The following is a 25,200-nucleotide window of genomic DNA, read 5'->3' as shown; positions in this document are numbered from 1 at the left end:
ACCTCAGCCTGCAAAGATTGACTAATCCATTAAAAAGTGTTAAACTCAATATATAATTACCATTCTGGAGTTACAATATGAAAGAACCTAATTATACAAGAGAACCAATTGCTCTTTTTCGACAAATCAAAGAAAAGAAAAAATCAAGTAATTTATTGCATAATTTAAAGAGTGCTTATTCTAAAAAACTAAAGATAGGGGCTGCTCTAAAGACAGGGGATTGCTTTTTTGACTCCGTGGCTCAAGGGTTGAATGAGTTAAAACCTGGTCATCGTTTTACCGCAAAATCATTAAGAAAAGATTGTGCAGATTATGCTGAAAACAAAAAGGACTCACGATGGGTTTTTGATGAAATAACAAAAAATATTGCTGAAGGATATGCTGTACCTATGATAGGTTCAAATGGAAATGTAATGAAAGATAACCAGAACAATATTATACCAGACAATATTGCATCTTTTGATAGATATTTAAAAGATATTAGAAGTATGGCTACAGAAGCTAGCCTACCTATATGGGGTCGCCCAGGGATTGAAGGGAGAATGATATGTGATAAGTATGAAGTGGAGCTTGATATTTATTCAATAGAGGAAGATAGTCAAAAAGTTACAGTAACTAAAATTACAGCACATGATGATGATCTAGAAGTTTTTATACAAGGTGTGAATCTTGATCAATTAAAGATAGATAATAGTAAAAAAACTGTAGGAGTAGTGAATTACATGCAACATTTTGTACCACTCCTTAGTGGAATTTCTGAAGATATAAAAGAAGATCAACAAGTTTCTAGTGAAGCAATTCTTGGCACAGGTAAAAGAGTTCCTACTTCTGATCAATCAGAGAAAGAAGTACAACAAGAAATAATTAATATCAGTACTAGTGCGACTGTTTATACGGATAAAGAAATCCCTTTTTCTCATCAACTAGAGCAAAAAACACGACAAGAAGGAATTAATGCCAGCGCTAGTGCGACTGTTTATACGGATAGAGAAATTCCTACTTCTAATCAATCAGAGCAAAAAGTACAACAAGAAATAATTAATACCAACACTAGTGCGCCGGTTTTACAAATTTACACAGATAAAAAAATCCCTTCCTCTCATCAGCAAGAACAAAAAACACAACAAAAAGAAATACAAAAAAAATTAATCAATAGTTACAGGAAAGAGGCTATTTATGTAATAGCTACTGTAATAACAGCTATAGCATTCACAGCATCTGCTATAGCTGCTATCATTACTCAAGCAATTCCTTTTGCATGTCTTGCTGGAACTGCTTTAGTCGCTGCATGTGTTTGTGTATATCAATTAACGCAGAGTCATAAAGACATTAACGAACTGAAAAGCGAGTTAGGAAAAGGTCAAGAAGATAATGCCCACACTTTCTTAGAGAAGGTGGGATTAAAAATGCACGATCTTATTAATAAAGCAATTTCAAAAGTTTAAGATTTTTCCTACTTTATCTACATCAACTCAACTTTATTTCTACAGGAGGGTATATGTCATTCACAGAAATTAGATTTCCAGAAAATATATCTTATGGTTCCGCTGGAGGACCGGAATTTTCCACTGACGTTGTAACAACTCATAACGGTTGTGAACAGCGCAACATCAATTGGTCTCATGCACGCACTAGATACAACATAGCTTACGGGGTCAGATCAAACGAGCAGCTACTAGAACTAATAACATTTTTTCATGCACGAAAAGGTAAAGCAATAGGGTTTCGTTTTAAGGATTGGTCGGATTTTATAGCCATCAACCAAGAGATTGGTATAGGAGATAACAAAAAAACGACTTTTCAGCTAATCAAAACTTATGTAAGTGGGGAAGATAAGCATATACGTATGATCAAAAAGCCAGTACATGGGACAGTAAAGATTTATTTAAATGGTAAAGAAGAGAGTGAATATTCAGTAAATTATTCAACGGGAGAAATAACATTCATGAAACCGCCAGTAAAAGATGCAATAATCACTGCGAGCTTCGAATTTGATGTGCCCGTGCGCTTTGATACAGATTACTTAAACGCTTCTATTGATGACTATGGAAGCAATAGCTGGAATAACATTCCACTAATAGAGGTGAAATTTTAGCTGTAAGCGAGCATAGATCTACATCATAGTAGGGCTACTAGTCACCATCAATTAAAAAAGTTAAGCACCACTGAGGCTCTATATTTAAATGAGCCTTAGTATATGCAATTATTTTAAACTTTATCACCAGCTATATACTACAATGTTGCTGAGCTTTGCTAACATTTACACTTGAAGCTTGGGGAGATTCTAGCTTAGTGCTTTCTCCTTCCTGCAAAATAGAAAGCTTCAACAATTCCTTTAGAGTTGATTTTGCAAGTGTTGTATCATCTTTGTTTAAGATGTAGTCTAGCATGTTGTTTTTCTGTAAGCGATTAACAAAATATCTATCTTCCTCATTAAGAACCTCTATCTTGTTAATACAAGATAATACTAAATCCGAATTCTTTGTTGCTAAAATTCCATTCAAAAAGATATCTAATTTTGTTTTGTCTTCAGTCAAGTCTCTAGCTAACCTATTTCTGATGTTATCATTATCAAGCACAGTGTACTCGAGGTACGAGCAAGGCTCAATAAGTATAAAGTCCTCTAAAGGCACTAGTTCTGGATAGGTGCCAGCGTAATCAAGTATGCCACACTCAGTAATACACCCTCCTTTTCTTATAACACAGCAATTGAGACGACCATGATACATTGATAACAAAGAAAAAAGACGTATTATACTTGTACCTCTATCTTTCATTTCCTCGAAAAGCTTCCTATCATTTATTAATTTGTGCAAAATGTAATCCATAGCAGGACCTGGTTTGCGGAAATGAAACATATTATTCTCTTCAAAAATGGCCTCAGCTAATTCGATAGATTTTTTATCCTCATCTACGAAAGCTTTTTCATTTCTATTTAACTGTATGATCTCAGCTTTGCTATCTCTGCGTAGACCAGTTCTCCTTATTAACATCTCAAATATTTTTGTATTCATATATATCCTATATTAGTTAAAGTAAATATTAATAATGTTTACTTTTTAAATAAAAATAAATGAAAATTTTAATAAAAATTATTTTTTTTAATAGAATAAAAATCTTTTATATTTGCTTGAGTACCAAAAGGGCTTTATTGGTGTAATGCGTTTTCTATTGCGCCTGGCTGCAGCGCGTGATGCAACCGGATTCAAGTGTCAGCTACTTTTATAGCACCACTTCTGCTTCAATAACTGTAAATACTAAGCGATCTGTCTTAAAATCTCCTCTTGTTGCTGAGCATGGACACTAGCATAACCACATGCAGGAGATGCAGCAGCAGGTCTCGCGATACACTTAGGTCTTTTTGCTTGAATATCGAGATTGGACAACACTTCTTCTATCAATGGGTTGACAAAAAACCATCCTCCCATATTTTTTGGTTCTTCTTGACACCATATAATTTCAGCGTTTTTGTACTTTTCAAGTTCATTACTTAGTTTATCTGCAGGAAACGGATAGAATTGTTCTAAACGTATCACTGCTATATCGTTTATTTTTTGTGTTTCAAGCATTTCAATTATATCGTAATAAACTTTACCGCTGCATATTACAACTTTTCGTACTTTATCACTTGAAACTAAACCTTTTCTACATTCTGGAATCACCGTGAGGAATTTTCCTTCAAAATCGGATAGGTTAGAAACTGCTCTTTTATGACGCAGTAGTGATTTAGGTGTAAACACTACTAAAGGCTTGCGAAAGTCTCTATGCATTTGTCTGCGTAAGACATGGAAGTAATTCGCCGGAGTGGAACAATTAACTACCTGCATATTATCCTCTGCGCAGAGTTGCAAAAATCTCTCTATACGTGCGGAGCTATGCTCAGGTCCCTGTCCTTCATAACCATGAGGCAGCAATAAAACTAGACCGCTTGATCGCAACCACTTTGTTTCTGCAGATGCGATAAACTGGTCGATCATAATTTGTGCACCATTTGCAAAATCACCAAATTGCCCTTCCCAGAGCACCAGTGAATACGGGGAATCAAGACTATATCCATATTCAAAGCCCATTACAGCATACTCTGATAAAGCGCTATCTATGACCTCAAAGTGAGCTTGCTTTTCATTTATATTGTTTAGCGGAATAAACGCTTCTTCTGTTACCTGATCAACAAGCCTTGAATGACGGTGCGAGAAAGTTCCACGACCAGAGTCTTGTCCTGATAAACGCACTCCTATTCCTTCTGTGAGCAGTGATGCAAACGCAAGACTTTCGGCAGTTGCCCAGTCTATATTACTACCGGAATTTATGCTGTCTATTCTGCCATCAAGTATTTTTCTAACCTTATTGTTAATATTAAAGCTACTTGGGATGTTGCTATTTATATGTACACCTAATTTTTTCAACTCATCTGGCGGAACACCAGAATCCGTGTAGTATTCGCTCAAATCGTTCAACTTTGCTCTTCTTAATTTTGACCACACTCCACCGAACCAGTCAGCTTTTTTTGGAGTATAAGCCGCTGATTCAGCAAGACTTTTATCTAATTTTGCCCTGAACTCACTGCGCAATTTATTTACCTCATCACCACTTAATACTTTCTCTGCGATCAACTTCTCTTCATACAGTGTTCCTGGAGTTTTATGCTTTGATATTACCTTATACATGAGTGGCTGAGTGAAATTCGGTTCATCACCTTCATTATGGCCATATTTGCGGTAACATATTATGTCAATCACTACGTCCTTTTTAAATTTCTGCCTATATTCCATCGCCAGACTTGTAGCAAAACTCACAGCTTCTGGGTTATCTCCATTAACGTGAAACACTGGAGCTTCTATTGATTTTGCTACATCAGTACAGTAAAAAGAGGATCGCGCACAACACGGATTAGCAGTAAAACCAACTTGGTTATTAATAACAATGTGCACAATGCCATCTACCTTATAACCTCCAATATTGCTTAAGGTTAGAGTTTCAGCAACCACTCCTTGGCCGATGAAAGCCGCATCACCATGAATTGATATGCCAAGCACAGATCTTATATTCTGTTTTGCTCTTATTCTTCCAGCCAAAACCGGATTTACCGCTTCAAGGTGAGATGGATTAGGGCATAAACTTAAATGTATTTTCTTACCACTGGCAAGTGTTTGATCAGAAGAGTAACCAAGGTGATATTTAACATCACCGGACACCTCAAGACCACCTGGATATGCAAGATTGCCTTGAAATTCAGATAGCATTGCCGCATATTCTTTGCCCATAACTTTGGTTAGAATATTGAGTCGTCCGCGGTGAGCCATGCCAAGAACTATTTCTTCAATACTAAAAGCTGCAGAATCACTAATGATTCTCTCAATTGCAACGATAGCTGATTCCCCACCTTCGATAGAAAAACGTTTATATCCAGGAAATTTCATATGGAGAAATTGCTCGAACATCTCAGATTCAATTAAGTGCCTCAGTATTTCCTTTTTATCTTGTGAACTCAGCGTATAGGTTTGATTTTCGATCTTTTCCTGCAGCCACATCCTCTCCTCATAAGAGGAGATATGCATAAATTCAAAACCGATGTTCTTGCAGTAAATATCTCTATAGATTCCAGCGTCACTTGCCGGATATAGATTCGAATATTTCTGATAATCTACTTCCTTATTCACATTGGGTGATAACGGATTAAGATCCGCAAAAAAATGACCGTAAGATCTGAAAAAATTTGCTAAACTAGAAACTGAATCATCCACCTTAGTTACATGTTGTGCACCGCAGGTCTCCGCTTTATTAACTTCTAAATTGCTTGAAAAAATTCTATACCAATCCTCCCCGATTGATTTATCACCCTGCAAATAACGGCTATACATTTCTTCCACAAATTCTGCATTATCACCATAAAGGCAGCTTAAACTCGACATCATCACTATAAAAAGTATCAAATACTTATAAGTATAACTTAAGTTTTTTAAAAAAGAACTTTTTTAGTTTCTATACGTCATACCGCGATTCATTCGCAGTATCTCTTAGCCGCTAACAAGCAGCGGGATGACGAATTACTTAACCATCATCTACACCGTCATACCGCGATTCATTCGCGGTATCTCAAAGCATAGATCCCTTACTTAACCGTCATACCTTAACATAGATCCCGCTAACAAGCAGCGGGATGACGAGCTTATCGTCACGCCGCCACGAACCGTCATACCGCGATTCATTCGCGGTATCTCAAAGCATAGATCCCGCTAACACGTAGCGGGATGACGATTGTCGTTTAGCTATAAATATTAAGAAATTTACCAAATAAAAAAAAGGCAAAAGAAGCCCCGTGGTTGGCTAATTACTTACATTATACTTTCAAGTATGGCGTTTTTTTATTCTAAACGCTTAATAACCTCGATTTAGCTGCTTTTTAATGCAACTAACCTTTAGTCATAAATGTTTAAGAAATTTACTAAACAGAAAAAAAGGCAAAAGAAACCCTAGGGTAGCTAATTATTCACTATCCATTTTTTAAGTTGGCGTTTTTTGATGTTTTAAATGCTTTATAAGCGTATTTCAGCTTGTATAGGTAAAAACCTAGAAATTTGATAAAGACATAGAGTGCACATAGTACAAAAAATTAAACATGAGACGCCAGATACGTTGAGTTTTTTTGTCATTTAATCTGTACAGAGAAGATAAATAAATAGCTTCACTTTCATGATAAGGGGGCTGACGGAGTTTGTCAAGGAAGTTTTTTCGTTTAATCCGTTTCTATGAGCTACTTGGATGACGAGGTTACATATTTATGGCAACCTCATTACCTACGCTCAAAAAGTTTTTCAATATCACTGAGTTTCATTTCTATATAAGTTGGTCTTCCGTGGTTGCATTGCCCGGAATATGGGGTTTTTTCCATTTGTCTCAGCAGCTCATTCATTTCATCTAACCTCATTTTTCTACCCGCTCTAATTGATCCATGACAAGCGATAGTGGCCAATATTTTGTTCACTTTATCTTCTACTGGCAATGTATCTTCTATTTCCGTTAATCTATCAATTATGTTAATTAGCATCTCTTTCACATCTATTGCTCCCAAAATTGCAGGGATTTCTTTTACTATCACTTTATTCTCTGATTTGATTTCAATATCAAAACCCATTTCAAATAACTTATCTTTATAGATTTCAATCATCTCCATTCCGGCTTGATTTTTGATTTCAACCGTTTCAGGAAGAAGTAGTTTTTGTCTTTTTATACTTGATTTTTGTTTTAGGCATTCATATACTAATCTCTCGTGGGCTGCATGCTGATCGACTATAATCAATTTGTCCCTTACCTCTGCAATAATATAAGTATTATAGACCTGACAGCGTGCAAACCCGAGCGGGTGGCTCTCTATCAAATCAACTTGCTCTAACACCTTTTTTTCTAGAACCATAGTCTCCGCTTGTGATGGTAATTTCTGTATGCCGGTATAATCAAACGATTTTGACTGTTCTGATAAGCTTTTTACTCTTTCATTTGGAGAAGCAAATTCTTTTATTAGTTGATTTTCAAAAGGACTTGGCCTTCTTTCATTTTGAACATTAGGTTTATCAAAAGGATCTGGCAATGTTGAATCCATTTTCTGGTCATGCGCTAGAAAGGTGCCTATCCTTCTTGACAATGCTTTAATTAATCCTCTTGTCACTATCTCATATATGAGCTTCTTATTCTGAAACCTTACTTCTGACTTATTTGGATGCACATTTACATCTACTTGATCATAAGGTATCTCTAAATGTAACGCTGCGAAAGGATACCTATCGCTTGGAATAAAATCATGATATGCATACCTAACTGCGCCAATAAGTAGATTATCTTTGATTGGCCTTCCATTAACAAACGTATAGATCTGAGTTGACTTACCACGATTGACGGTCGGTTTACAGATGTGTCCCGTAAGTTTAATGCCGTCTTCTTCTTCATTAATCTCCAGAGAACTGCCCTGAAATTCTTCTTCTACTTCACACAATCTATGAAATAACGAAGTCTGCTTAGCGTATTTTAAGAGCTTTTTATTACCTGAATTGAAAGTAAACCCTATATGATAGTTAATCATTGCTAGGTTATTTACAATATCAACAATGCTTTGAGTTTCTGCTCTTTCGGTTTTTAGAAATTTTAGTCTATTTGGAGTGGCAAAAAATAAATCTCGTACTTCAATATGTGTACCTTGTGATAAAGAGTAAGGAGTTTGCTCCCCTATTTTCTCTCCACCCTCATAACTTATAGACCATGCTTCATTTGCTTCTCTTGCCTTAGACGATAATTTTATCCTACTTACTGCTGCTATTGAAGGCAGAGCTTCTCCTCTAAAGCCAAGATGCTTGATTTCTATCAACTCATTGTCGCTCAATTTTGAAGTAGCATGGCGCATAAACGCAAGTTCTAAATCGTTTTTTTCTACTCCGTTACCATCATCTGTCACAATAATAAGGTTACGCCCACCACTTTCTATTTTGATCTCTATTTCTAAACTTCCAGCATCTATTGCATTTTCCACTAATTCCTTTACTACACTTGCTGGCCTTTCTATCACCTCCCCCGCTGCTATACGGTTTATGGTTTTTGTGTCTAAAAGAATTATTGCCATAGATTTATTATGAAACTGGTTTTTCTTTTACTTCTTTGGTCTGTTTCTCTCTCCACTTTTTTAACCTACCTGCAATTTCACTGTTGGAAATTGACAATATAGATACGGCAGTAATGGCAGCATTATATGCTCCATTTTCTCCTATAGACATGGTTGCAACTGGAACACCCTTTGGCATTTGAACTATAGAGAGTAGACTGTCCAGCCCATTTAATTGTTTACTATGCACAGGAACGCCGATAACTGGTAAACAAGTTAGTGACGCAACCATACCAGGTAAATGAGCTGCACCTCCTGCACCAGCTATAATAACCTTAAAACCTTCTTCTTGTGCAGATTTAGCAAAATTGAAGAGCCTTTCTGGTGTTCTATGTGCAGATATTATGAATATGTCATGTGAAACTTCTAATGCTTTTAACATATCGACGGTATGGACCATAGTAGTGTAATCTGACTCACTTCCCATAATAACAGCAATATCTTTTTTTATTTTTGTCATATTCAACACAATTTTACTTACTAACTAAATAATGTTCCAGCTAAAAAGCAACAAATATTTAAATTATATTATAAATATAATATATAGAATTCTCGTTAAAATAGAAATTTTAAAAATTTAAATAAATATTTATATTAAGATATAGAGATATAAACTTCTTATGTAAGATAAATTTATAAAATAATTATTTTTGTATTTCAAGCTTTGTAATCTTAGCTTGTTCTTTCTATAAATGGTTTTTTCAGATAGACTGATGGTAAAATGGTAATTTAAAATTACTAGAAATTTGATAAAAATATTAATATATAATCAACTTAAAGTTTTAAATATTGATATCATATAATTATTGACAAGTTACATGATATTAATATCTTGGTATATTAAATATTATGTTATAATATTTAATAAAGTTAATTGATATGTGAGTGTAAGAATTATGGAAATAATATCGTTAAATAACTTAGACAGTGCAGGAATAAAAACAAAGTTGCTTTATATAATAAATAAAATTGTAGAAAAAAATGCTTGGACTCAGGCTTTTGCAGCTGAGAAACTTGGTATTGATCAGCCAAAGGTATCACAAATTAAAAATGGTAAAATAGATGGTTTTTCTTTAGAGCGATTGTTAGGATTTCTAAAAAAACTTGATCATGAGATAACAATCACGATGACAGAAAGCCAAGAAATAAAATCTGAGGCAGAAAAAGTAAAACATGAAGTTGAATCGCAATAGATACAAAGTTGACAACTTGTTTTTTGTGATATAGTATAAAACTTATTAAGGTAGTATCTTATGGCTGAGTCTATTGTAGAAAAGTGTATAGAACGGGTAAGTAACCGTTTCAAATTGGTTCTGTTGGCAAGTCAAAGAACACATGATTTAAATACAGGGGCAAGTAATCCGATTCAAGCAGCTAAGTTTAAAGGTCATAAAAATACCATAGTTTCCTTACATGAAATAGCAGGAAAACAGGTGGATACTCATGAGCTGTTTAGCCTTTTGGTAGGTAGATGCAAGGAATACATGAAAGGAAATATGAATAATGTTTACAGCAGTAATACAAGTAAGCTAGCGAATTTATTAAATTTTTCTGATAACACAGACCTTGATGCAAGTCAAGAAAGCCAAGATTATGAAGTGGATGGTGAAATAGATGATGAAATAAATGATCAAGATGGCGATGAAGAAGTATCCGTTTAGAAATCTACTGAAGTTACATAGTCTTTAAATGATTTGCATTGCTATCTATACACTGTTGTTCTGTATGAGTGTAATGTTGTGTTGCATAGTGTCTAAGTCAAATGATGTGTACAATAAGGTTTTAGCGTTCAATAATTTCTCAACGCAAGTAGTTGTACTTATAACAGCAATATCAATCATTCTGAATAATTTTTTTTTAATTGATATAGCATTGTTGTATGCTAGCGTTAGCTTTATATCAACTATAGCACTAATGAGATTAATGTTGTTTTGATAATTTATGATAGGATCCATTTTCATATTTTTAGGTATTTGTTTGATAATTATTTCAAATATAGGGGTGATCAGATTTCCTGATTTCTATACTAGGTTACATGCAGCAGGTATTACAGATTCTAGCGGTGCAACGTTATTGTTAATTGGTTTTGCTTTGCAGAATGGATTTTCAATCAATACTGTTAAAATAGTATTATTAATTTTTATAATATGGGTAGCTAACTCAACTAATAGCTATATTTTAGCGCGCACTCATTATAAAGTTAAGAAAAAAACTGTTAAAGAAGGCTAAGGTGTTAGAAATATTAAATGTAGTGTTACTTTTGTTGTTACTAACAGTTACGGTTTTTATAGTTTTCTCGCGACATTTAGTCGTAATTGCTGTTCTAATGTGTGTATTTAGTTCACTGATTGCGCTTATATACTTAATTATGAATGCACCTGATGTTGCAATTACTGAAGCTTCTGTTGGTGCGGGGCTCAGTACAGTTTTTACGTTTGCAGCACTCTCCTTGATAAAGAATCATAAAGTAAATCTATCTCATAACCCTATAACGCTTTTTTTTATGTTATTTCTGGCTGTATGTTTGTCATATTTTATGATTCAATTGCCAGATTTTGGCAGCCACAATGCTCCGATCCACTTGCATGTTGCTCCTTATTATGTGGAAAATACCGAAAAAGCTACCGGTATTCCTAATATAGTGACAGCTATTTTGGCAAGCTTTCGTGGTTATGACACGTTTGGAGAAACTATAGTAGTTTTTACTGCTGCGCTTTGTATAACGTTGATATTAAAAGAAGAAAAAGAAAATGATTAAAGATCCGATATTAAATGCAGTAACATTTTTGATGATACCTTTTATCATTTTATTTGGTTTATACATACAATTTCACGGTGATTACACTCCGGGTGGAGGTTTTCAAGCAGGAATAATTATTGCCTCCGGGATAATATTATATTCAATGCTATTTGGTGTATCTACAACTCTAAAAGCAATACCTTATTCTGTGATTAGATTGACTAACGTGTTAGGTATTTTAATTTATGGAGGAACGGGCGTTGCAACAACTTTACTTGGCCAAAATTTTTTATCTTATGATATCTTGTTAACCAATAATAGAACCGGTCAAAAATTAGGTATTTTTTTGGTGGAATTAGGTGTAGCATTTACTGTCTGCTCCTCTATGTTAATTATATATATAAATTTTGCTCGTAGGAAAAAACAATGACTTTATATAATTATACGATTATTATTGTATTAATGGTGCTAGGTTTATATATTATTATAAACGATAAAAATTTAATCAAGAAAATGATAGGGGTAAGCGTCTTCCAAGCATCTGTTTTGTTATTTTACATATCTCTAGGATATATAAAAAGTTCCTTGCCTCCTATATTGGTTTCAAATTTTTATTCATATAGCAATCCTATACCCCATGTTTTAATGCTTACTGCTATAGTGGTTGGAATTGCAACATTTTCAGTTGGATTATCCATAGCAGTAAAAATGGAAGAAAAGTATGGAACAATCGATTAAGACAAGTGTACATAAATTAACAGTATCTTAAACTATATGAAGTAACAAATAGCCACAAGTTAAAAGTAAAATTATAGACTTGCTCGTTGTAAGTTTGTTTGTTAATAAGAAATAAAATTATAAACTATAAAGGTAATGATGTCAACTATTAATGATGCAGAAGATAAGAAAAAAATTATCAAAGATCTGGTAACTAAGAGTATAAAAAAGGGTGGTTTTATCACCTTTGATGATATAAATGATAAATTATCAGATGAAAATTTTTCGTCTGACTTTATAGATGATGCTATATCTTTATTGCAGGATTCCGGAATTAATGTGCTTGAAAGTAGCGAAGATAAAGAAGATATTCCTTCCAACAGTGATGATAGTAAACTTGATGATGATGACACATCGCCAAATGTTACTGCAACTTTAGTACAAAATGATGATCCAGTGAGGATTTATTTACAAGACATGAGCTCCGTAAAGCTTTTATCAAGGGCAGATGAAATCGAGATAGCAAAAAAAATTGAATCTGAAAAGCATAACATGTTACGTGCAATAATTGAAACATCAGTAACATTAAAGGTGATAAAAGTATGGCGTGATGATTTAAGTAATGGAGCTCTCTTACTGAGAGAAATTATAGATCTGGATGCAATTTATAACTCTGATTTTAATGTGGTACCCAAAGAAGAAAGTGAAGAGAGTGAAGAAAGTGCTGAAGATGTTGAGGATTCTGAGGATGTTTCTGAAGATGCTGAGTACTGTAGTGATGATGAGAAAGATAGTAAAAAAAGTGATGATGAGAAAGACGGTAATAATGAAGATATAAGTTCAGTCAATTTAAATGTTTCTATTCTTGAAATGGAAAGTGACTTATTGCCAAAGGTCATAGTTGCATTGGATGAGATAATTACTTTAACAAATGAAGCGTTGATATTAAGAAAAAATTCTAAAAATTTCTCTAATGAGCTAGAAAATTTGTATAATCAAATATGGTCTATAGCATTACAAATTAAGTTAAGTGATGCTGCTGTTGCCAGAATTACACAAGAACTTTATAAGATAAATAGATCCATTACGCTTGAAGAGGCTAATCTTATTGCTGAGGCTAGAAAATACGATATCGATAGAGAAAGTTTCTATAAAGTTTATGATGACGTGCTTTTAAAGCACGAATTGAAAAAGATAAGTCTTTTAAAGATCAATGAAAATCAGTCCTCTTTTACAGGTGAATTAAAAAACAAATTTTTAAGGTTTATAGACGATAACTCTGAACATATAGCTAGTACCTTGAACGGTATTAAGCAGCATATACAGGAAGATAACGTACAAGAATTTAAGGAGCTAATCAAGAGAATACAAAAACACGAACGAGAAGTCTCTGAAGCAAAGCAAGAAATGATTAAGGCTAACTTAAGGCTAGTAGTTTCCATTGCTAAGAAGTATTCAAAAAGAGGCCTTGATCTGCTTGATTTGATACAAGAAGGCAATATTGGTCTTATGAAGGCCGTGGATAAGTTTGATTACAAACGTGGATATAAATTTTCAACTTATGGCACTTGGTGGGTAAGACAATCAATCACTAGAGCAATACCTGAGCAGTCTAAAGTAGTTAGAATACCAGTTCATATGGTGGAAATTATCAGTAAAATCAACAGAGCATTAAGAAAGATGACTCATGAGATGGGAAGAGAGCCGACGTTAGAGGAATTGAGTGTAGAACTGACAATGCCACTGGAAAGAATACGCAAAGTTATGAAAATAGCAAGGGATCCAGTAAGTCTTGAAGCTCCAACAGGAAAAGATGATAGTAGTACCTTTGGTGATTGTATAGAAGACAAGCGAGTCTCCAGGCCAGAGGATGCTGCAATACTTGCTGACTTGCGTGGCATTACAACCAATGTTCTTGCAACTTTAACACCAAAGGAAGAAAGAATTTTAAGAATGCGTTTTGGCCTTGGTAAAGATGGGAAGGAACATACCTTAGAAGAAGTAGGAAAAATTTTTAATGTAACACGTGAGAGAATTAGGCAAATAGAGGCAAAAGCACTGCGCAAGTTGAAACATCCAAGCCGTGCTAGAAAACTTAGAGGGTTCTTTTAAGTATACGTGTCAAGTTAAGAAGAAGCTGATTTTGCCCGGAAAAAGTGGAGAGCAAGTTAGGCCAAAGTTGTATAATTTCACCGCTATTTTTCTTTTTCTATGAATCTAATGAAACAACATGCTAATCTACGGTAAATATTATGACAAACAAAAATGACAATTCTAATTCAAAGTATAGAAATTTTTATGTTCTGGGTGATAGCTTATCCGATAATGGCGCAATCATTGGAATTTTAAATAATTTATCCTTTGCAAAAAGCGTAAAATTTGATGATCCTTTTTATCAAGGAAGATCTTTTAGCAATGGCCCTACTGCTGTTGAATATATAGCAAAATATTTAGATTTAGATGAATTTAAACCTGGGTGGAGTTATTCATTTTTTGGGAGATGCCACGAACAGCAAGGTCAGAATTACGCAGTTTCATATGCAACAGCATCTGAAATTTTTGACCCTATTTTTTCTTATTTCTTCAATAAATTTCGTTTAGCTAACCAGCTAGATGCGGTAATTAAACATCATCCAGATATAGGTAAAGAAGATTTATTTTGCATCATAATCGGCGGAAATGATGTTATGGTTGCCACTGCTTATGACGATACTAAAGCGGAAGAAGTGTTGGAACAAGCAGTGAGTGAAATATGTAATGCACTTAAGGTTCTAAATGAACATGGTGTTAAGCATGTAGTTGTTGCAAATGCACCTGAAGTTGGCTCAATACCAGCTTTTAATAGAGATGAAGAAGCAAGGGAACTAGCTACAAAGCTCACGGAGAGTTTCAATGCAAAACTGGCTAAAGGCTTAGATTATATGAAGAAAAGTACAAATCTTGAAATAAAAGCATTTGATCTTAACTCTAAAATGAGAAGTATGTTTAGCGAATACAAGAGCAAAGGTTTAAATTGTCAAGATGCATGCACATCGAACATTGCAGACCAAGTTGGGAGATTTAAAGAAAATATAAAAATACTCTTAAAGTTGATATTTAAAGGGGAACTTGACGTTCACTATAACCCTGGGTGTAGCAAAGAAACACTAAAGGATTATTTCTTTTTTGATTATTTCCATCCAACTGCGGAACTTCATCATGAAGTTGGTAATGAAGTGTATGAGTTGATTTGACACAGTTTTTTTGAACATATCCTTTTAAATAGTAACCAGACTGCATTCTGTGATTTTTAGCAAAACACGATCTTTCATTTGAGCTTTCTTCAATTTAAAATAAATACAGAAAATTGCTGCCTATAGCTAAACTGACTTAGATTTACCGACAATTTGAAAAACCGTCATCCCGCTACTATATAGTTATTGATATATATTTTCTTTTAAGCTCTTGGTTTTGATCGATAAATGTAATCATTTCATCTTCTAAAGTTTTAATTTGATTACGTAAAATTGCAAGAAGTTCCTCTATTTGTTTGATTATAGATGTATCAGTTACCTGTTGGATTTGGGTTTTTTGTATTTTTGCTATTTCTACAAGTTGGTTTCTACGAGATAATTTTTGTTTCAAGCAATCAATATTACCATTACTAACTGTTAAAGGAGTAACACGCATATCTGTATTATTAATATAACGTGAGATGATACTGCAGTCTATTTTATCAGTTTTTGTAGTAATACCAAGGCTTTTAGCATAGTCTCTCCCACCTTGGTTGAATGACGTACACTTCAAAACCATTGCTTAGTAAAGTATAGGCACATAATTTTTCGTATCCACCAGTTGCCTCAAGACCAATTTTGGTTACATTATGCAAACGTAAAAAGTCCAGCATTTCATCAATGGATTGTACATTGTTTTCAAATATTTTATAATGCTCAAGTGGGTGAATGTGGAGATCTAATTTACTTTTGCTAACATCAATGCCAGCAATAATGTTTGATGAATTCATAATTCCTCCGTAATAATAACATATACTGCATTTTCCAGCCTTATATACGAGCCTAAAAGCTCAATCAGTTGTTCGGAACTTTCAGTATAATAAACCAGAGAAGAGAACCTTGCTGAACAACGATTCTTATAATCAAGGGGCGTGACGGTTCCTCTTCTCTGTGTGTCTTTAATATCACTACTTTGATATTTATAAAGACTTGTTCTTAACATATAAGGGAAGTGTCCTCTAGGTAAGATTGTGGAGTATTCGTTGTAGCATTTGGCTGTTCAATTACGCTAGTTGATTCTTTAGGTATACTATTTCCTTCAAAATTTCCATCTTTTTATTATGTTCTCTTTAGCATTTTGAGAGTGAATTATTCTAGTTTTAATATTTAACCGTTTTGTATCTGCTGTAATGATTTCACTTCCAATTTGCTATTCTTTACATATTGAATTGCAAGCACTAACGCTTTACTCCCAGAAGCTGTGGTACTGTAAGCTATATTTTGCAAAATAGCAGTTCTCCTGATATCTTTGCTATCTGAAACTGATTTCACACCTTTTGAGGTATTGATCACTAGATTTATTTTTCCATCTTTGAGCATATCAACTATGTGGGGTCTGCCTTCTCTTACTTTATTTACAGCTTGTGCAGCAATGCCGTTATTGTTCAGATACGAAGCTGTGCCTTTGGTGGCATATATTTCAAAACTCAGTTCTTTCAACATTCGTACAACAGGCAATATATACTCTTTATCATCATCTTTTACTGAAACCAGAGCTGCTCCTTCTGTTGGTAACTTGTATCCTGCAGCCATGTGCACTTTTGCAAGTGCAGCTTCGAAAGATGAGTCGATTCCCATCACTTCTCCTGTTGATTTCATTTCAGGACCAAGTAAAGTATCCACTCCTGCAAAGCGGGTAAATGGAAAAACAGCAGCTTTAACTGCAAAATGATTGAAAGGCTTGTTTTCCTGATTCAATTTTTTACCCAAAATAACCTGAGTGGCAAGCTTTGCAATAGGAATATTGATTACCTTGGAAATAAAAGGAACTGTGCGACTAGCCCTTAAATTCACTTCAAGTATGTATACATCACTAGACCTCTTGCATAACTCGATTTCTGAAGGCAATTTTGTCGTCAAAGCTTGTCTGCGCTCCTCAAATACATTCGAGTATTCTGTGGTGCTCATCTGCACTTTTCCTAAAGATTTCTCATCACAAACAGGTTCTGCAAGAGGTCTATTCTCTTGAACAGCAAACTGAATGTTTATCAGACCTTTCACTTTTAATGCTAATGCTATTCTTTCAGTTTGTAGCTTAATCTCTTTTATTACTTCGTCACTCAATGTATTTGTCGGTATTGAGCATGTTGAATCGCCAGAGTGGATACCAGCTTCTTCAATGTGCTCCATGACCGCTGCAATGAAAACTTTTTCCCCATCACATACAGCATCAACGTCAACCTCAACTGCATTGACTAAAAATTTATCAAGAAGCAGCGATCCGTGTTCAAAAATTTTGGTTTGATTCAAGACATACTCTTTGAAGCTCTGAGTATCGTGTCTAATCGACATAGACTGACCGCCGAGGACATATGATGGCCTGACTACTAGTGGAAACCCCACCTTTTCTGCGTTGGTTAACGCTTCTTCTACTGAATGGCAGATAGAATTTTCAGGTTGTTTTAAATTAAGTTGCAAAGCAAGATTTTTAAATCTCATGCGATCTTCTGCAAGGTCAATAGAATCAAACGAAGTTCCCAGAATTTTGAAACCTCTCTCGTTAAGCACTTTGGCTAACTTTAAAGGTGTTTGACCGCCTATTTGAACTATTACACCAACCAGTGTGCCATTTTCTTGCTCTTTACTTAGTATTTCAAGCACATCCTCTGCAATGAGTGGTGCAAAATATAAACGATCAGCGGTATCGTAGTCAGTTGAGACAGTTTCGGGATTACAGTTGATCATTATTGTTTCATACCCCATTTCTTTGGCGGCAGAAGCTGCATGTACGCATGCATAATCAAACTCAATACCTTGACCAATGCGATTTGGACCACTTCCTAAAATGACAACCTTTTCTCGGTCAGAAATATTCGCCTCACATTCCGTTTTATTTTCAACATCACCCTCATAGCAGCCATACATATAAGCAGTGCTCGATTCAAATTCAGCTGCACAGGTGTCTACGCGTTTATAAACTTGTTTAATGCCAAATTTTTTTCTTATTTCTTCGATTTGTTTTACTCGATCTCCAGCGTGTAACGCTGGCTGGATCCCAGTGTCACGCACTGGGATGACATTAGAGGGTACTGGAATGACAGAGGTAGGTCTATTACTTAACTTTGCTAATCTTGCATCTGAAAATCCCATTTTTTTCATCTCTAACATTTCATATGCAGTCTCAGGAAGGCCGTTTTCCTTGATTTTTTGTTCAGCCAAGATGATTTGCTGTATATTTTGCAGAAACCATAAGTCATATCCTGTAATCGAATTTATTTCTTCTATGCTAATTCCGTGGCGCATTGCGTCAGCAGCAATCAGTAATCTGTTTGGTAGCAATTTTGCTAATTGAGATTTTATGTGATCAATATCAATGTTCTCAGGAAATACTTCATCAAGTCCTGTAAAATCAGTTTCAAGTGAACGGAAAGCTTTCTGTAGTGACTCATTAAAAGTGCGGCCTATAGACATCACTTCTCCCACTGATTTCATGGAGGTTGATAATTCACAATTCTTCCCCTTAAATTTCTCAAACTCAAATCGAGGAATTTTAGTGACGATATAATCAATCACTGGTTCGAATGCTGCTGGTATTATTGGAGCGCAGTCGTTACGTATTTCATCGAGCGAATAGCCGATAGCAAGTTTGGTTACAACTTTTGCAATAGGATAGCCTGTTGCTTTCGAAGCAAGTGCAGAAGAGCGAGAAACCCTTGGATTCATTTCAATTACAACGAGGCTTCCATCTTCTTTAGGATTTACTGCAAACTGAACATTTGCACCGCCGGCACTAACATCAATTTCTCTCAGCACTGCTATAGATGCATTTCTCATTTGTTGATATTCAGCATCACGCAGAGTCAAAGCAGGAGCAACCGTAATACTATCTCCGGTGTGCACTCCCATCGGATCAACATTTTCTATCGAACAGACTATTATGCAGTTATCTTTACAATCGCGGATAACTTCCATTTCATACTCTTTCCAGCCGATAATTGATTCATCTATCTGAACTTCATTTATTGGCGAAATTTTGAGAGCACTTTCTGCGATATTGAAAAACTCCTCTTTATTATATGCTATGCCACTACCTGCACCACCAAGAGTGAATGATGAACGAATGATTGCTGGTAATCCAACGTAATCCAAAGCCTTTTTTATTTGTTCTTGATTTTTTATAATGATACTTTTGGGGTATTTCAGTCCTATTTTATCCATGGATTGGCGGAATAACTCTCTATCCTCTGCTTTTTTTATTGCTTCTCTATTTACCCCTATTAATTCTACGTTGTATTTGTCTAACACTCCATCATCTGCAAGTTTTATTGCACAATTGAGCGCTGTTTGCCCGCCCATTGTTGGCAATATTGCGTCTGGCCTCTCCTTAATTATAATTTTCTCTATGATTTCAGGCAGTACCGGCTCAATATACGTCGCATCAGAAAACTCAGGATCTGTCATTATAGTTGCGGGGTTGGAGTTAACCAAAATGACTTTATAACCTTCGCTTTTTAATACTTTACAGCTTTGCGTTCCGGAATAATCAAACTCGCATGCCTGACCTATAACTATTGGGCCTGCTCCTATTACTAATATAGATTCTATATCTGTGCGTTTCGGCATAATTACAATAACGGTCTCTATTCAAGTAATGTTACCAATCTTTCCTGTATATGTGAATTTTTATTAAACCTATTAGCTAATTACTTTTAGGCTTGACGCATAACTGTACGAACATTGCAATTTGCGTGGCAGATTCCAGTGCTTGACACACAGCTGTACAAACATTCATTTTTGAAGGTAAATTGCACAGCAAATGATGTCATTCAAGTAGCTGACACTGGTTCCTTTATGACGGCAGTGCCCAGAGGTGTCATCCCAGTCTGGGATCCAGAAAACTTAACTTTAAATAAGTGGCTGCATAATAAAGACTAGATTCCAGTGTCAAGCACTGGAATGACACCATAGAGGCACTGGGATGACATCCTTCCTAGTGGAGATTACTCTCAAATCACAATGTTCATACAGTTGTGGGCTTAACGGTATCTTTGCAGATACTATGGTAATTTATTTGGGAGATTTGCTAAGCGGTAAGATTTTTCCTGATATGCCGCAGTCTTCAGAAGCTAATTCCACAAATTTATCTGTTAGTTTATCAGGTGACACCAATTCAGATCCAGGAAATGCCTGCTCACTACCCACAGGTCCTTCCGTGTATACAGCATTTACACATAATTTTGTATGTTTTGTCTCAGATGCATATATCTGCACCATTATTTCTAGTGCAACTTTACTTGCAGCATACGGCATCCAATATGGATAAGAGGAAGGAGAAAGTGTCACTTCTGAGGTCATGAATATCGCTCTTCCAGCATTAGACTTTTTTAGCATTGGATCTAAGTTTTTTAGTAAGTACCAATTGGCAGTAAAATTTGTATTCATTACGTTCTGTAGCTCTTCAATCTCACAGTCATGAATGGGGTTCAGTTTGCCTAAAATTCCAGCACACACAACTAATATATCAAGTGCTCCAGATTCTGATAATTTCAGGCTTTCTATCATGTTTGTCAGTATCTTTACATTCTCAAAGTCTAAAAGATCAAGCTGAATTAGTTTCACAGAGCCTTCTTTAAATTCTTCAAGCTCTTCAATTTCATTATATAGTGGCTTGAGATTATCAAGAGATCTTGAAATCAGAATCACACATGCACCTTCTCTTATAAACCTTTTTGCAACAGCAGAGCCTATTCCACCTGAAGCTCCGGTGATTAAAGCTACTTTACCTTCTAACTTACCCATTTCTTTCTCCTTAGCGAGATCCATTGAAATATTTTAGCTGAAAATTGAATTTTGCTCCATATATAAAAATCAAACTTAGCATATAAAAAAATAGTAATGACACTACCACACCACCTAAACTTCCATATATCAAATCCAGTTGGTCAAAGGAAGCTTTTAAGTATTGCTTAAAAGCTGAAGCAGAAATCGTCCAAAGAATAACAGCTACACAAGATCCAGGAAATACGTCTGATAAATTTTGTTTTATGTTTGGTAACATAAAATATAGCCAAGAGACTACTGTGAAAAGTACAAATTCAATAAGTAAATACCTAGTATAACTTAGCACCTGATAGGAAAAATCAATTAGCATTGGTACTAGTGTAGAAAACACTATAGTTAGAGTTATAATAAGCGTGATTACTAAAAATTGTAATATACTTAGTACTCTTCTTAATATATAAGGCGGCGAAACCGGAACTTTATAGGCCTTATTGAGTATTGTTCTAAGCCCTTCAATTGTCGATGAAGCGGTCCAAACAGCACCTACAATTGCTAAAGTTAGTAAGCTTTGCGGCGGGCCTGATATTATCTCCCTAATACGCGGCATCAAAGATGATAAAATATCCTGTGGCATGTTATCAATGATAAATACCCAGCCAATGTTGTACTGGTCTAAAAAATTTGCGAATGTTGACGCCACAGCCATTAAAACGATGAGAAAAGGAAATATTGATAACAGAATTAAAAATGATAAATACCCTGCATGCTCCACTCCATCATTATGAATTGTGTCAATCAAAGCACGATAAAGGCAATAAACGATGCTGTAAAATTTCTGTAGCACTGTAATATAGACGAACCAAGAAAAGTATTCTAAATGAAATAAAGGATACTTTTAAGCAAAAAATCCTCACCATTTACTTAAATTTAATCAAAGTGAAGGATAATCCAGCATTAAATAGAAATTATCGGAGGCGTAATGAAAAATTTTCTTCTACTTGTGGCTTTAATTCTCTCCTTTGCATTTGATGCAAATGCTGCAAATACTTTTGTTGATAAAAATGATACAACATCATCGGTGATATGCAAGATAATAGGCTATACTCACGGCATAGGCGGACCGATGATCACAATAGTGATAATTGGTGCAGCTTTGCTTGCGATATTCGGCAGAATGCCATGGCCAGCGCTTTTTGCACTCGGTGCGTTCACTGCTGTGTTTTTTGGCGCTCCTGTAGTCGTTTCAAAAATAACACCAGGAGGTGTGATTTGTAAAGACGGTGCAGTAGCGGATAAGTAATAGAAATTATTGGAGGCATAATGAAAAATTTTCTTTTACTTGTGGCTTTAGTTATCTCCTTTGCATTTGATAATGTTTTTGCTAGCAGTGTTACTGATGACGCAACGTCAAACACAATATGCAAAATAGTAGGCTATACTCACGGCATAGGTGGACCGATGATCACAATAGTAATAATTGGTGCAGCATTGCTTGCAATATTTGGCAGAATGCCGTGGCCAGCGCTTTTTGCACTCGGTGCATTTACTGCTGTGTTTTTTGGTGCACCTGTAGTTGTTTCAAAAATAGTACCAGGCGGTGTGATTTGTAAAAATGGTGCAACTGCTTGCCCTGATGGTACCAACTGGGATACAAGTACAGGAGCGTGTAAAAAATAGGCGCTGCAGATTTAGAAAAGCATTAGCTAAACGGTGCTTCTTAAAGGAGCACCATTATTCCACAATTGTATAAATGTTGTCCAAGTGAATAACACTGAGATCCGGGAATTTTTATAAACTGATAGGATGACAAATTTACTAGAACCCTTACCATTTACTCAAATTGCAGAATAATCTAACTTAGGACAGAAATGATTGGAGGGTATAATGAAAAATTTTCTTCTACTTGCGGTTTTAATTTTCTCCTTTGCGTTTGATGCAAATGCTGCAGATGCTTTTGTTGATACAAGTGATACAACATCATCAGTGATATGCAAGATAATAGGCTATACTCATGGCATAGGTGGACCAATGATCACAATAGTGATAATTGGTGCAGCGTTGCTTGCAATATTCGGTAGAATGCCGTGGCCAGCGCTTTTTGCACTCGGTGCATTCACTGCTGTGTTTTTTGGCGCTCCTGTAGTCGTTTCAAAAATAACACCAGGAGGTGTGATTTGTAAAGACGGTGCAGTAGCGGATAAGTAATAGAAATTATTGGAGGCACAAACGTAGTTTTCTTTACTTGAAAGTGGTCAAGCTGACCACTTTCAGTGTCTATGAATACCTAATAAATTCTCTTTCTGTAATCATATCAGTTAAAGTTTAGATTCCAGCGTCACGCGCTGGAATGACAAGGCTTATCGTCATGCCGCCGCATACCGTCATACCGCGATTCATTCGCGGTATCTCATCAGCTAACAAGCAGCGGAATAACGGTTGTCGTTTAGCTATGAATATTAAGAAATTTACCAAATGAAAAAAAAGGCAAAAGAAGCCCCGTGGTTGGCTAATTACTTACATTATACTTTCAAGTATGGCGTTTTTTTATTCTAAACGCTTAATAACCGCGATTCAGCTGCTTTTAAGCCGCAACTAATCTAAATTATAAACATTAAGAAATTTACTGAGCGAAAAAAAAGGCAAAGAAACCCTAGGGTGGCTAGCATTCAAATTCTCCCTTGTCAATTTGACGTTTTTTGCTATCTTAAACGCTTTGTAAGCGCGTTTCAGCTTATATAGGTAGAAACCTAGAAGTTTTATAAAGACATGAGGTGCACATAGTGCAAAAATTCAGCATAATTTACGCCAAATACATTAAGTTTTTTATCATTAATCCACTGCAGAGATTGCGAAGATAAATAAATAGCTTCAGTTTCATGATAAGGGGACTGGCGAAGTTTGTAAAGTAACTTTTGCATTTAATTTAAAGTAAAAAAAACAGAAATGTTTTGGTTTGAGGTTTAATTGCCGGAATTTACAATTGGGAGTTGCCTGTATGAGCTTTGAAAGAGGTACTATTCATTTGATAATTCAAAAAACTTGAAAGAATAAAGATAGCTATTGAAATTATCTTGATTTACATCAGTTATCCAAGTTTGACATTGAATACTTAACACTTCCTCCATTAACGCCTTTCTGTAATGTTTATCCAGATGAGACATTATATCATCAAGTAGAAGAAGTGGTGCCTTATTGTAATGAATACACCTTGCTTTTACACTGGATAAAATAATAGAAAGCAGTAATAACTTTTGTTCTCCAGTGGAGCACAGATTTATTGGTACGTTTCTTTTTTGACAAAAAACCCGGAAATTATCGTTATGCACACCAAGGGTTACTCTACCAGTCAATGAATCTTTTTCTCTGTTTTCCTTTAGACGATTCTGAAAATATTCTGCAGTATCGTCCAAAGTTAGCTGGCTGCTGAATTTCAAACTTGCCTTCGGAAAAAGCTTACTGGAATGGTTATCAATTGTATCTTGTAATATTTTTAAAACAGACGATCGCATATGTAAAATACTAACTGCATTAACGGCCATTATGTTTTCAAGACTAGAGAACCAGTTTTTGTTCAAAATGTTCTCCCTCAATAGTTTACTTCGCTCATGTTTAGCTTTTCTATATTTCATGTAGCAGCAAGTGTAATTTTCTTCAAACAGTGAAACTATACGGTCTAAAAATTTTAATCTGTCACTTGGAGAATTAAGAAGAACATAGTCCATTTGTGGAATCAGCCATATTACATTGGATATCTTATACAGAGATGAATAACTTGATTGCGTTTTTCCATCAATTTGTATTAGTTTCTTATCAAAACTCTTTGCGATACCAATTGAATTAAAATCCGTTCCATTAAAAAAATCATAGTGCACTACCCAATCTTCATTACTGAATCTATTTTGTATCTCACTGGCTTTTGCTTTTTTCATTCCATTGCTTTTAGCAAGCAACGAGATTGCTTCAAGTATATTAGTTTTACCAATACCATTTTCGCCAGTTATTACAACTGAGCTATCATCTGAATCCAGTTCAAAGTTTGAGTGGCTACGAAAATTATGTAATTTCAGCTTTTTTATGTAGCAATGGGTAGCCATTAACCT

At 35.1% G+C, this 25,200-nt stretch carries 24 protein-coding genes; 14 read left to right on the top strand and 10 right to left on the bottom strand.

Going from position 1 to position 25,200, the window contains the following annotated elements:
* The first annotated feature begins 77 nt into the window (after window positions 1-77).
* A complete protein-coding gene (locus ABWU32_RS01950) occupies window positions 78-1,445 on the top strand; it encodes a hypothetical protein (RefSeq protein WP_255498570.1) in 1,368 nt (455 codons plus the stop codon).
* A 53-nt stretch (window positions 1,446-1,498) separates the two neighbouring features.
* The gene (locus ABWU32_RS01945; protein WP_141456846.1) at window positions 1,499-2,095 is read left to right on the top strand and encodes a TIGR02217 family protein; all 597 of its coding nucleotides are present in this window, start codon (window positions 1,499-1,501) and stop codon (window positions 2,093-2,095) included.
* A 130-nt stretch (window positions 2,096-2,225) separates the two neighbouring features.
* Here the strand turns inward: ABWU32_RS01945 and ABWU32_RS01940 are convergent, their stop codons facing one another.
* From ABWU32_RS01940 to purE, 4 genes are all read right to left on the bottom strand, one after another.
* Window positions 2,226-3,014 carry a hypothetical protein gene (locus ABWU32_RS01940; RefSeq protein ID WP_015589502.1) on the bottom strand — a complete coding sequence of 263 codons (789 nt, stop codon included), beginning with the start codon at window positions 3,012-3,014 and terminating at the stop codon, window positions 2,226-2,228.
* A gap of 243 nt (window positions 3,015-3,257) precedes the next feature.
* Entirely contained in the window at window positions 3,258-5,912 is a 2,655-nt protein-coding gene (locus ABWU32_RS01935) for a 2-oxoglutarate dehydrogenase E1 component (protein ID WP_353278724.1), read from the bottom strand.
* An 881-nt stretch (window positions 5,913-6,793) separates the two neighbouring features.
* Window positions 6,794-8,611, bottom strand: a complete 1,818-nt coding sequence (gene mutL / locus ABWU32_RS01930) for a DNA mismatch repair endonuclease MutL (RefSeq protein WP_141456850.1) — start codon at window positions 8,609-8,611, stop codon at window positions 6,794-6,796.
* 7 nt (window positions 8,612-8,618) lie between these two features.
* The gene (gene purE / locus ABWU32_RS01925) at window positions 8,619-9,110 is read right to left on the bottom strand and encodes a 5-(carboxyamino)imidazole ribonucleotide mutase (protein ID WP_015589499.1); all 492 of its coding nucleotides are present in this window, start codon (window positions 9,108-9,110) and stop codon (window positions 8,619-8,621) included.
* 436 nt (window positions 9,111-9,546) lie between these two features.
* Between purE and ABWU32_RS01920 the strand changes: the two genes are divergently transcribed.
* The 9 genes from ABWU32_RS01920 to ABWU32_RS01880 all read left to right on the top strand — a co-directional run bounded on the left by ABWU32_RS01920 (window position 9,547) and on the right by ABWU32_RS01880 (window position 15,340).
* Window positions 9,547-9,843, top strand: a complete 297-nt coding sequence (locus ABWU32_RS01920) for a helix-turn-helix domain-containing protein (RefSeq protein ID WP_012673420.1) — start codon at window positions 9,547-9,549, stop codon at window positions 9,841-9,843.
* A gap of 60 nt (window positions 9,844-9,903) precedes the next feature.
* Window positions 9,904-10,311 (top strand): DNA-directed RNA polymerase subunit omega, encoded by a 408-nt coding sequence (gene rpoZ / locus ABWU32_RS01915; RefSeq protein WP_007548528.1) that lies wholly within the window; start codon window positions 9,904-9,906, stop codon window positions 10,309-10,311.
* Window positions 10,312-10,339: 28 nt separating this feature from the next.
* Entirely contained in the window at window positions 10,340-10,585 is a 246-nt protein-coding gene (locus ABWU32_RS01910; RefSeq protein WP_007548527.1) for a monovalent cation/H+ antiporter complex subunit F, read from the top strand.
* Window positions 10,586-10,591: 6 nt separating this feature from the next.
* Window positions 10,592-10,879 carry a monovalent cation/H(+) antiporter subunit G gene (gene mnhG / locus ABWU32_RS01905; RefSeq protein WP_006279703.1) on the top strand — a complete coding sequence of 96 codons (288 nt, stop codon included), beginning with the start codon at window positions 10,592-10,594 and terminating at the stop codon, window positions 10,877-10,879.
* A 1-nt stretch (window position 10,880) separates the two neighbouring features.
* Window positions 10,881-11,408, top strand: coding sequence for a DUF4040 domain-containing protein (locus ABWU32_RS01900; RefSeq protein ID WP_353278722.1), 528 nt, complete (start codon window positions 10,881-10,883; stop codon window positions 11,406-11,408).
* Window positions 11,401-11,820: a Na(+)/H(+) antiporter subunit B gene (locus ABWU32_RS01895; protein WP_006279705.1), complete on the top strand. Its 420-nt coding sequence runs from the start codon at window positions 11,401-11,403 to the stop codon at window positions 11,818-11,820. The genes ABWU32_RS01900 and ABWU32_RS01895 overlap by 8 nt, the downstream gene beginning before the upstream one ends.
* Complete coding sequence (locus tag ABWU32_RS01890; RefSeq protein WP_006279706.1) at window positions 11,817-12,128, top strand: cation:proton antiporter subunit C; 312 nt, start codon at window positions 11,817-11,819, stop codon at window positions 12,126-12,128. Before ABWU32_RS01895 ends, ABWU32_RS01890 begins: the two co-directional genes overlap by 4 nt.
* Before the next feature lie 138 nt (window positions 12,129-12,266).
* Window positions 12,267-14,219 carry an RNA polymerase sigma factor RpoD gene (gene rpoD, locus ABWU32_RS01885; RefSeq protein ID WP_265027919.1) on the top strand — a complete coding sequence of 651 codons (1,953 nt, stop codon included), beginning with the start codon at window positions 12,267-12,269 and terminating at the stop codon, window positions 14,217-14,219.
* A 140-nt stretch (window positions 14,220-14,359) separates the two neighbouring features.
* Complete coding sequence (locus ABWU32_RS01880; RefSeq protein WP_010082050.1) at window positions 14,360-15,340, top strand: SGNH/GDSL hydrolase family protein; 981 nt, start codon at window positions 14,360-14,362, stop codon at window positions 15,338-15,340.
* 175 nt (window positions 15,341-15,515) lie between these two features.
* On the opposite strand, the gene ABWU32_RS01875 is transcribed toward ABWU32_RS01880, so the two are convergent.
* From ABWU32_RS01875 to ABWU32_RS01855, 5 genes are all read right to left on the bottom strand, one after another.
* On the bottom strand, window positions 15,516-15,899 hold the full coding sequence (locus tag ABWU32_RS01875; RefSeq protein WP_227738574.1) for a hypothetical protein: 384 nt from the start codon (window positions 15,897-15,899) through the stop codon (window positions 15,516-15,518).
* Complete coding sequence (locus ABWU32_RS01870; protein WP_010082049.1) at window positions 15,850-16,110, bottom strand: IS110 family transposase; 261 nt, start codon at window positions 16,108-16,110, stop codon at window positions 15,850-15,852. Before ABWU32_RS01870 ends, ABWU32_RS01875 begins: the two co-directional genes overlap by 50 nt.
* Before the next feature lie 376 nt (window positions 16,111-16,486).
* Window positions 16,487-19,942 (bottom strand): carbamoyl-phosphate synthase large subunit, encoded by a 3,456-nt coding sequence (gene carB / locus ABWU32_RS01865; RefSeq protein WP_265027918.1) that lies wholly within the window; start codon window positions 19,940-19,942, stop codon window positions 16,487-16,489.
* Between the two features lie 444 nt (window positions 19,943-20,386).
* Window positions 20,387-21,142, bottom strand: coding sequence for an SDR family oxidoreductase (locus ABWU32_RS01860; protein WP_353278719.1), 756 nt, complete (start codon window positions 21,140-21,142; stop codon window positions 20,387-20,389).
* Window positions 21,129-21,944 carry a YihY/virulence factor BrkB family protein gene (locus tag ABWU32_RS01855; protein ID WP_015589493.1) on the bottom strand — a complete coding sequence of 272 codons (816 nt, stop codon included), beginning with the start codon at window positions 21,942-21,944 and terminating at the stop codon, window positions 21,129-21,131. Before ABWU32_RS01855 ends, ABWU32_RS01860 begins: the two co-directional genes overlap by 14 nt.
* Before the next feature lie 135 nt (window positions 21,945-22,079).
* Between ABWU32_RS01855 and ABWU32_RS01850 the strand changes: the two genes are divergently transcribed.
* The 3 genes from ABWU32_RS01850 (at window position 22,080) to ABWU32_RS01840 (ending at window position 23,305) form a co-directional block, all read left to right on the top strand.
* Complete coding sequence (locus tag ABWU32_RS01850; RefSeq protein ID WP_015589492.1) at window positions 22,080-22,400, top strand: TrbC/VirB2 family protein; 321 nt, start codon at window positions 22,080-22,082, stop codon at window positions 22,398-22,400.
* Window positions 22,401-22,420: 20 nt separating this feature from the next.
* Window positions 22,421-22,777 carry a TrbC/VirB2 family protein gene (locus ABWU32_RS01845; protein WP_015589491.1) on the top strand — a complete coding sequence of 119 codons (357 nt, stop codon included), beginning with the start codon at window positions 22,421-22,423 and terminating at the stop codon, window positions 22,775-22,777.
* Window positions 22,778-22,984: 207 nt separating this feature from the next.
* A complete protein-coding gene (locus tag ABWU32_RS01840) occupies window positions 22,985-23,305 on the top strand; it encodes a TrbC/VirB2 family protein (RefSeq protein WP_012673416.1) in 321 nt (106 codons plus the stop codon).
* A gap of 809 nt (window positions 23,306-24,114) precedes the next feature.
* On the opposite strand, the gene recF is transcribed toward ABWU32_RS01840, so the two are convergent.
* Window positions 24,115-25,194 carry a DNA replication/repair protein RecF gene (gene recF, locus ABWU32_RS01835; protein ID WP_015589490.1) on the bottom strand — a complete coding sequence of 360 codons (1,080 nt, stop codon included), beginning with the start codon at window positions 25,192-25,194 and terminating at the stop codon, window positions 24,115-24,117.
* Between the last annotated feature and the right edge of the window lie 6 nt (window positions 25,195-25,200).

Source organism: Wolbachia endosymbiont (group A) of Udea olivalis (assembly GCF_964028365.1).
Taxonomy (GTDB): domain Bacteria; phylum Pseudomonadota; class Alphaproteobacteria; order Rickettsiales; family Anaplasmataceae; genus Wolbachia; species Wolbachia pipientis.
The sequence above is the reverse complement of the archived record's forward strand: the minus strand, read 5'-3'. Positions and strand labels throughout refer to the sequence as shown.

What these genes read in the sequence shown, in the direction of transcription:
- mutL (WP_141456850.1), bottom strand. Translation starts at nt 8,611, where the DNA reads ATGGCAATAATTCTTTTAGACACAAAAACCATAAACCGTATAGCAGCG.
- ABWU32_RS01940 (WP_015589502.1), bottom strand. Translation starts at nt 3,014, where the DNA reads ATGAATACAAAAATATTTGAGATGTTAATAAGGAGAACTGGTCTACGC.
- ABWU32_RS01950 (WP_255498570.1), top strand. Translation starts at nt 78, where the DNA reads ATGAAAGAACCTAATTATACAAGAGAACCAATTGCTCTTTTTCGACAA.
- rpoZ (WP_007548528.1), top strand. Translation starts at nt 9,904, where the DNA reads ATGGCTGAGTCTATTGTAGAAAAGTGTATAGAACGGGTAAGTAACCGT.
- ABWU32_RS01860 (WP_353278719.1), bottom strand. Translation starts at nt 21,142, where the DNA reads ATGGATCTCGCTAAGGAGAAAGAAATGGGTAAGTTAGAAGGTAAAGTA.
- ABWU32_RS01880 (WP_010082050.1), top strand. Translation starts at nt 14,360, where the DNA reads ATGACAAACAAAAATGACAATTCTAATTCAAAGTATAGAAATTTTTAT.
- carB (WP_265027918.1), bottom strand. Translation starts at nt 19,942, where the DNA reads ATGCCGAAACGCACAGATATAGAATCTATATTAGTAATAGGAGCAGGC.
- ABWU32_RS01935 (WP_353278724.1), bottom strand. Translation starts at nt 5,912, where the DNA reads ATGTCGAGTTTAAGCTGCCTTTATGGTGATAATGCAGAATTTGTGGAA.
- ABWU32_RS01840 (WP_012673416.1), top strand. Translation starts at nt 22,985, where the DNA reads ATGAAAAATTTTCTTCTACTTGCGGTTTTAATTTTCTCCTTTGCGTTT.
- ABWU32_RS01845 (WP_015589491.1), top strand. Translation starts at nt 22,421, where the DNA reads ATGAAAAATTTTCTTTTACTTGTGGCTTTAGTTATCTCCTTTGCATTT.
- rpoD (WP_265027919.1), top strand. Translation starts at nt 12,267, where the DNA reads ATGTCAACTATTAATGATGCAGAAGATAAGAAAAAAATTATCAAAGAT.
- ABWU32_RS01945 (WP_141456846.1), top strand. Translation starts at nt 1,499, where the DNA reads ATGTCATTCACAGAAATTAGATTTCCAGAAAATATATCTTATGGTTCC.
- mnhG (WP_006279703.1), top strand. Translation starts at nt 10,592, where the DNA reads ATGATAGGATCCATTTTCATATTTTTAGGTATTTGTTTGATAATTATT.
- recF (WP_015589490.1), bottom strand. Translation starts at nt 25,194, where the DNA reads ATGGCTACCCATTGCTACATAAAAAAGCTGAAATTACATAATTTTCGT.
- ABWU32_RS01875 (WP_227738574.1), bottom strand. Translation starts at nt 15,899, where the DNA reads ATGGTTTTGAAGTGTACGTCATTCAACCAAGGTGGGAGAGACTATGCT.
- ABWU32_RS01910 (WP_007548527.1), top strand. Translation starts at nt 10,340, where the DNA reads ATGATTTGCATTGCTATCTATACACTGTTGTTCTGTATGAGTGTAATG.
- ABWU32_RS01920 (WP_012673420.1), top strand. Translation starts at nt 9,547, where the DNA reads ATGGAAATAATATCGTTAAATAACTTAGACAGTGCAGGAATAAAAACA.
- purE (WP_015589499.1), bottom strand. Translation starts at nt 9,110, where the DNA reads ATGACAAAAATAAAAAAAGATATTGCTGTTATTATGGGAAGTGAGTCA.
- ABWU32_RS01895 (WP_006279705.1), top strand. Translation starts at nt 11,401, where the DNA reads ATGATTAAAGATCCGATATTAAATGCAGTAACATTTTTGATGATACCT.
- ABWU32_RS01890 (WP_006279706.1), top strand. Translation starts at nt 11,817, where the DNA reads ATGACTTTATATAATTATACGATTATTATTGTATTAATGGTGCTAGGT.
- ABWU32_RS01850 (WP_015589492.1), top strand. Translation starts at nt 22,080, where the DNA reads ATGAAAAATTTTCTTCTACTTGTGGCTTTAATTCTCTCCTTTGCATTT.
- ABWU32_RS01870 (WP_010082049.1), bottom strand. Translation starts at nt 16,110, where the DNA reads ATGAATTCATCAAACATTATTGCTGGCATTGATGTTAGCAAAAGTAAA.